General features: G+C 44.0%; 6 protein-coding genes. 4 read left to right on the plus strand and 2 right to left on the minus strand.

Annotated elements, in window-relative coordinates; genetic code table 11:
- Positions 1-575, minus strand: a 575-nt coding sequence (locus tag Q0256_RS08550; RefSeq protein ID WP_297962216.1) for a glutamate--tRNA ligase family protein, incomplete at its 3' end; no start/stop codon positions are given.
- 84 nt (positions 576-659) lie between these two features.
- Here Q0256_RS08550 and Q0256_RS08555 point away from each other — a divergent pair.
- From Q0256_RS08555 to Q0256_RS08570, 4 genes are all read left to right on the plus strand, one after another.
- Positions 660-1,550: a peptidylprolyl isomerase gene (locus Q0256_RS08555; RefSeq protein WP_297962218.1), complete on the plus strand. Its 891-nt coding sequence runs from the start codon at positions 660-662 to the stop codon at positions 1,548-1,550.
- 451 nt (positions 1,551-2,001) lie between these two features.
- Positions 2,002-2,301 carry a hypothetical protein gene (locus Q0256_RS08560; protein WP_297962220.1) on the plus strand — a complete coding sequence of 100 codons (300 nt, stop codon included), beginning with the start codon at positions 2,002-2,004 and terminating at the stop codon, positions 2,299-2,301.
- A 17-nt stretch (positions 2,302-2,318) separates the two neighbouring features.
- Positions 2,319-2,711: a hypothetical protein gene (locus tag Q0256_RS08565; RefSeq protein ID WP_297962222.1), complete on the plus strand. Its 393-nt coding sequence runs from the start codon at positions 2,319-2,321 to the stop codon at positions 2,709-2,711.
- A 67-nt stretch (positions 2,712-2,778) separates the two neighbouring features.
- Positions 2,779-3,213: a hypothetical protein gene (locus tag Q0256_RS08570; protein ID WP_297902588.1), complete on the plus strand. Its 435-nt coding sequence runs from the start codon at positions 2,779-2,781 to the stop codon at positions 3,211-3,213.
- Positions 3,214-3,358: 145 nt separating this feature from the next.
- Here the strand turns inward: Q0256_RS08570 and carB are convergent.
- On the minus strand, positions 3,359-5,631 hold a 2,273-nt coding region (carB, locus tag Q0256_RS08575), incomplete at its 5' end, for a carbamoyl-phosphate synthase large subunit (RefSeq protein ID WP_297962224.1).

Below are 5,631 nucleotides of genomic sequence, written 5' to 3' on the forward strand. Positions count from 1 at the left end.
ATCAGCGCGTCGTCGATCACGACCGTGAAGTTATACGTAGGCGTGCCGTCGGAGCGCGCGATGATGAAATCGTCCAAAATATCGGCGGCATTAAATTTTATCTCGCCCTTGATGCCGTCGTTAAATTCTATCATGCCGCTAAGCGGGGATTTGATGCGGATTACGGGCTCGATACCAGCAGGCGGCGTGCCGGTAAAGTCGCGATAGCGGTTATCGTAGCGCGGGCGCTCTTTGCGAGCTTCCTGCTGCGCGCGCAGCTCATCCAGCTCGTCCTTACTCATATAGCATTTGTATGCCTTGCCCTCATCTAGCAGCTTTTGGACGTATTGTTTGTAAAGATCAAAGCGCGAGCTTTGATACACGATCTGCCCGTCATAGTCCAGATTGCACCACTTAAAGGCTTCCTCGATCGCCTTAGCAGCCTCCTGCGAATTGCGCTTCAGATCGGTATCCTCGATACGCAGCAGAAATTTGCCGCCGTTTGCTCTAGCGTAAAGATAACTAAAAAGCGCCGTTCTAAGTCCGCCGATATGTAAATATCCCGTAGGACTCGGCGCAAAACGAGTTACTATCATAAAATTCCTTTGCAAAAATTACCATTTAATGTTATAATCGCGATCTTGTAATTATAAAGCAAAAAGACTAAATAAAGGTTAAAAATGATAAAGAAACTGCTTTTTTCCGCAATGATCTGTGCTGTTTGTGCAAATGCCGAAGTAGTAAACGGCGTCATCGCCGTGGTAGATAATGAGCCGATCACCGGCTACGAACTAGCCAAAGTTCAAAAACTAACGGGTGCTTCGCCGCAAGCCGCGATGGAAATTTTAATCGGGCAAAAGCTGCAACAATCCGAGATTAAACGCCGCGGCATCGCGGTAAATGACGCGGAGATCGACGCGAGGCTCAAAGCAATCGCCGATCAAAATAAGCTTAGCTTAGACCAGCTCAAAACCGCCGTGCAAAAACAAGGCATGAACTACGATGACTTTAAAGCAAATATCCGCCGCACACTGCTTGAAGAAAAGCTCTATGGCTCGATATTCGCAGACGTACAACACCGCACGACCCCAGAAAATGTCAAAAAATTCTATAGCCAAAATAGCTCATTATTTACAACCTTCGATAGCATCACGCTCACCCGCTACATCGCAAAATCACAAGCTCCGCTCGATAAGATCCGCACAAATCCAAAGCTCCGCCCAAGCGACGTGCATGTGATGAAGGGAACCCTAAAGGCCAATCAAATGGACGAGGGGCTCAAATACATCGTCACGAACGTCGAACAGGGCAAATTTTCGCCGATTATCCCTACGCGCAACGGATATGAGATGTTTTATGTAAATGACAAAAAAGGGCTTCGCACGCTTGATTTTGATAGCGTGCAAGAAAAGGCGATCGAAGGCTACGTAACCTCTGAGCGCAAAAAAGCGGTCGCCGAGTTTAACGACAGACTCCGCTCAAACGCCAATATCCGCATCATCGAGCGCCCGCAGGCAAAAGCGCAAGGCACAAAAACCGCTCCGAAAGTTAAAGTGCAAAAAAGGCAGTAAATTTTAAAATCCGCCGCCGCGTTAAATTTAATCGGAATTTTAAGATATGCTATCGCGAGAAAATATAAATTAGCAGCCTTAATGGCATTCAGTTTTAATAAGAATTCTAAAAACGTGAAATTTAGTTCAAATTTTAAAGGTGCCTAGCGATAATAATCAGTGATTTTACCGAGTTTGTAAGTAAATGACAGTATAATTGTTGAGGTTTTAAAACTTTTAGAAAAATCTTTAATTACCAAGATTTATATAAATTTTTTCTATATCCGATATCTACTTCAATACCGGCTTACGAATTAACTACCAATCTAAGCGTTAAAGCTCTCATTTACTCTATGCTTTGATATAAAAATTATTGACAAACGCAATAAAAATTTAAAATTAATATTTCTAAATTTAAGCATTTTGTAGGGGAGGGGGTATCATAATTTAAATTTTAAATAAGGAGATCACTTTGAAACTAATCATCAAAGAAAGAGCGGATAAGTCTGAAGTTATGAACATCGTCACCCAATATTCTGAGGGAATAAAACTAAGAATTACAAAGATGGAGAATTCACAATATCCGCAAAATTCAGTAGATATCTATATGGGAGATAAGCAATTAACGTCGTTTTGTTGTAACAATGAAGATACAAATAAACTAAAAACCGCATTTGAAAAATTCTCCAATGCTTTAGAAATATGCGTTGAGTTTAACGAGCAACGAGGTAAAACTTTAGCGAGCTTACGCGAATTTTCTGCTGATAAATAATTTTAAGGTTTTACGCTATGCGCAAAATAATATTTTCTCTTATATTGACGATCGGCGCTTCGTTCGCTTATGATGCATGTGATAACGAAGAGGTAAAAAAGTTTCTAGTAACTATTAATTCGTTATCGCAAGAACAAAAAGCGTATATTGGTTTTTTCTGCGAAAATAGTACGATGATGGTCGGTACTGATTTAAAAAGATCTCAAAAAATGTCTAAAAAAGAAGCTGCATATTCAAGAGCAGATGGGACACTCGATAAAATCGCAGCTGATTCAATCTGTTTTAATTTAGATACCTTTCAGAATTTAGGTTTAAACCGAAAAACAAATTTTATATACTTTTTTGGCAACAACGAGCCTTTTTATATAGTTATGGTAGATGATAATTTTTGCAAAAAATATGATTATTGAATTATCTAAAAATTTATTTAGTAACCATAGCGTGGAAAATATATGCAAATAACAGAAGGGCCACAAAATGCGTAAAACAATATTTTTTCTTTTATTGGGGATCAGCATTTCATTTGCTAATGACGGATGCAATCAAAATATTGCAGTTCAGATCATGAGTGATTATGATTTAAAACAAGAGGTTGGTGAAATTGCTACTATGTTCCCTATTTTAGTCTGTAAAAGTGATACTATAACGATCAAATACACATTTCATATTACTGCACCAAATATAGATAGAGAAAAATATAAGCAAAGGCTATATAGTATATTTCTTCATAACAACAAAAATAACTCCGATATAGTAGATAGGAGCTGTAGAATTCTTAATATGAACTTGAGTGATGGCTCGAAAGCAAAAGATGCTGGCATTAAATATATTTATCAGACATATTATCTCGATAACGAGATGCTCTTCTCAATGGTAATGAACGATGAGCTGTGTCGACGACGAGGATTTTAATACCTGATATATATGAGCTGATTTCTAATATGCACTACAAAAGCCTATTTTGACTTATATATTCATATCCCTAGAATTTTAAATCGTAAAATTTAACCACTAAGCCAAAATACTCAATGATTAAATTTATGATTCTTGTAAGATGCTATCTGCCGCTTAGATACTCCTGCAAAGTTTTAACTTCAAGCGCGGAGTCGTCCTTTATCGAGCAGATTGAGCGCGTAGCTGCGATCGCCGCCTTCATCGTCGTAAAATACGGCAGTCTAAAGCGCAGCACGCTCTGGCGGATCTTCGCGGCATCGGTGGAGCTTGATTTGCTATCGCTAGTGTTGATGACGAGCGAAATTTCGCCGTTTTTGAGCTTGTCCTCGATATTTGGGCGACCCTCGCTGATTTTATAGACAAACTCGCACTCTACGCCGTTTTCTCTCAGTAGTTTGTGAGTGCCGCTCGTAGCGGCGATACTAAAGCCCGCATCCGTAAACGCGCGTGCAAGCTCTACGGCTCGCGGTTTGTCATGATCAGCTAGTGACAAAAATACCTTGCCGCCGCTTGGAAGCGCATTGCTCGCGCCGATTTGCGATTTAGCAAAGCTCTTGGCGAAATTTTCGCCGATACCCATCACCTCGCCGGTGCTTTTCATCTCGGGCCCCAGGATCAGATCCGCGCCTGCAAGCTTATTGAAAGGAAAGACGCTCTCTTTGACGCAGATATGGTTTTTAATACGCGGCTTTAAAATTCCCTTCTCTTCGACCAGCACGCCGAACTCGTCGTAAAATTTCAAAGCCTCGCGCAGACCCCCTTGCCACATTACGCGGGTAGCGACCTTTGCCATCGGAATTCCGGTCGCCTTGCTGACAAACGGCACGGTGCGGCTCGCGCGCGGATTTACCTCGATGATGTAAAGCTCATTTTCAAAAATCGCGAATTGAATATTCATAAGCCCCACGACGCCGAGATTTAGCGCGATCTCTTTGGTTTGGCGACTTACCAGATCGATCATCTCCGCGCTTAGGCTAAGCGGCGGCAAGATACTCGCGCTATCGCCGCTGTGGATGCCCGCCTCTTCGATATGCTCCATTATCGCGCCGATATACACGTCGCGCCCGTCGCAGATCGCATCGACGTCAAGCTCGGTCGCGTCAAGTAAAAATTTATCTATCAGCACGGGCGAGTGGTGGCTCACGCTAACAGCCTCACTCATATACTGCCTAAGCTCGGCTTCGCTGTGCACGCGCCGCATCGCACGACCGCCGAGCACGTAGCTAGGGCGCACGAGCACCGGATAGCCGATCGCAGCGGCCTTTTCGATCGCTTCGGCTTCACTTATAGCGGTATCGTTTTTGGGCTGCTTAACGCCGATACTTGCGATGAACTCGCTAAATTTCTTGCGATCCTCCGCTACGTCTATCGTGCGCGCGCTCGTGCCGATGATCTTGGCTCCCACGGTGCTTAGGCGTTTGGCGAGCTTTAGCGGCGTTTGACCTCCGAAATGCACGATCACGCCGTCTGGGTTTTCGGCCTCGATGACCGCTCTAACGTGCTCGAAATCGATCGGCTCGAAGTATAAAATATCGCTCGTATCGTAGTCGGTGCTGACGGTTTCTGGGTTACAGTTATACATTATCGTGGTGATTCCCATATCGCGCAGAGCGTAGCTGGCGTGCACGCAGCAGTAGTCAAACTCGATGCCCTGTCCGATGCGGTTCGGGCCTCCGCCGATGATGAGGACTTTTTTATTATCTTTTGAAATTTTACGACTTGCGATGGCGGGCGTTATGTTGGTGCTGGAATACAGATACGGGGTAAGCGCCGCAAACTCGCCTGCACAGGTATCTACTTCGTTGTATTCAAGACCGATGCCCTGTCTGGCGCAGGCAAAATGGATGTCGTTTTGCGTAAGGCCCAGATTGTCCTTTTTGTTGATCAAATTTGCGATCATCTTATCGCTAAAGCCCCAGCTCTTGGCCTGTCTTAGAAGCGCCGCGTCGTTGATGATCTCCATATCGATGCGCTCTTCAAATTTTACGATCTGCTCGATCTGGCTCAAAAACCAGCGATCGATCTTGCTAAGCTCGTAAATTTTATCTACGCTCATGCCCGCTCTAAAGCCCTGAGCGATATATAAAGCTCTATCTTGCTGCGCATTGCGAAGCCCGAAGATGAGATCTTTTTCGCTTAAATTTAGCTCCACGAAGCCGAAGTAGCCCTTCTCCAGCGAGCACAGCGCCTTTTGAATGCTCTCTTTAAAGCTGCGCCCGATCGCCATCACCTCTCCGATACTTTTCATCGCAGTGCCTAGATAGGGGTTTGCGCCTGGGAATTTTTCAAACGCAAAGCGCGGAATTTTAGTCACGATATAATCGATCACCGGCTCAAAGCTTGCAGGCGTGCCGGTGATGTCGTTTTTGATCTCAT

The sequence above is a fragment of the uncultured Campylobacter sp. genome, assembly GCF_937949835.1.
In the GTDB taxonomy this organism is placed as follows: Bacteria; Campylobacterota; Campylobacteria; order Campylobacterales; family Campylobacteraceae; genus Campylobacter_B.